Raw genomic sequence first — 604 nt, forward strand, 5'->3', positions numbered from 1 at the left:
AAACCTAAATGTAGAATTGAAAAGTATAACTCAACATACGACAATACAAAAAACTATTTTGACTTTCTTCCAATGTATAGCTAAATATACTACTAAATTAGAGTTACATATAAATCTCCTTAACGATTTCAACAAAAAAATATTTGCATATGAACCTTCATTAATTTACAAAACTCTAAATGATCTTGTTAATAAAGGAAGATTGGAAAAAGAATTAACAAATGATATAAGTGTAGAAGACATAACAACGTATCTTTTTACAGTTGCTAGAGGAATTATATTAGACTGGTGTCTTTTAGGTGGCAAGTACTCATTAGAGCAGCGAATGGATACTTATATGAAATTAACCTTGAAATCCTTAAAACCCTAAATTTTAATCAAACGCTACGCTTTCTTTTCCAAATTTGTGCGTCTAGTTAAATTTTATCATTTGGAGTTATTTGAACATCGGAATCAAAAGAAAAAGTATAATAGAATATATTAAGCCAAAATCATTTTCTTATTTTCCCCTCTCCGTTTAAATCGTGAAATATTTGAGATATTGATGTCATTGGATTAAAGTAATAATTGATTAAAAAATTAAGAAATATAAACCCTCCACAAC

Annotated in this window: 1 pseudogene; it reads left to right on the forward strand. The window is 27.2% G+C overall.

What is annotated here, in order from left to right:
- Positions 1 to 370, forward strand: a pseudogene (locus DN403_RS31615) (TetR/AcrR family transcriptional regulator); the annotation flags it as partial.
- Between the last annotated feature and the right edge of the window lie 234 nt (positions 371 to 604).

The sequence above is a fragment of the Bacillus sp. AY2-1 genome (assembly GCF_008368965.1).
In the GTDB taxonomy this organism is placed as follows: Bacteria; Bacillota; Bacilli; order Bacillales; family Bacillaceae_G; genus Bacillus_A; species Bacillus_A thuringiensis_S.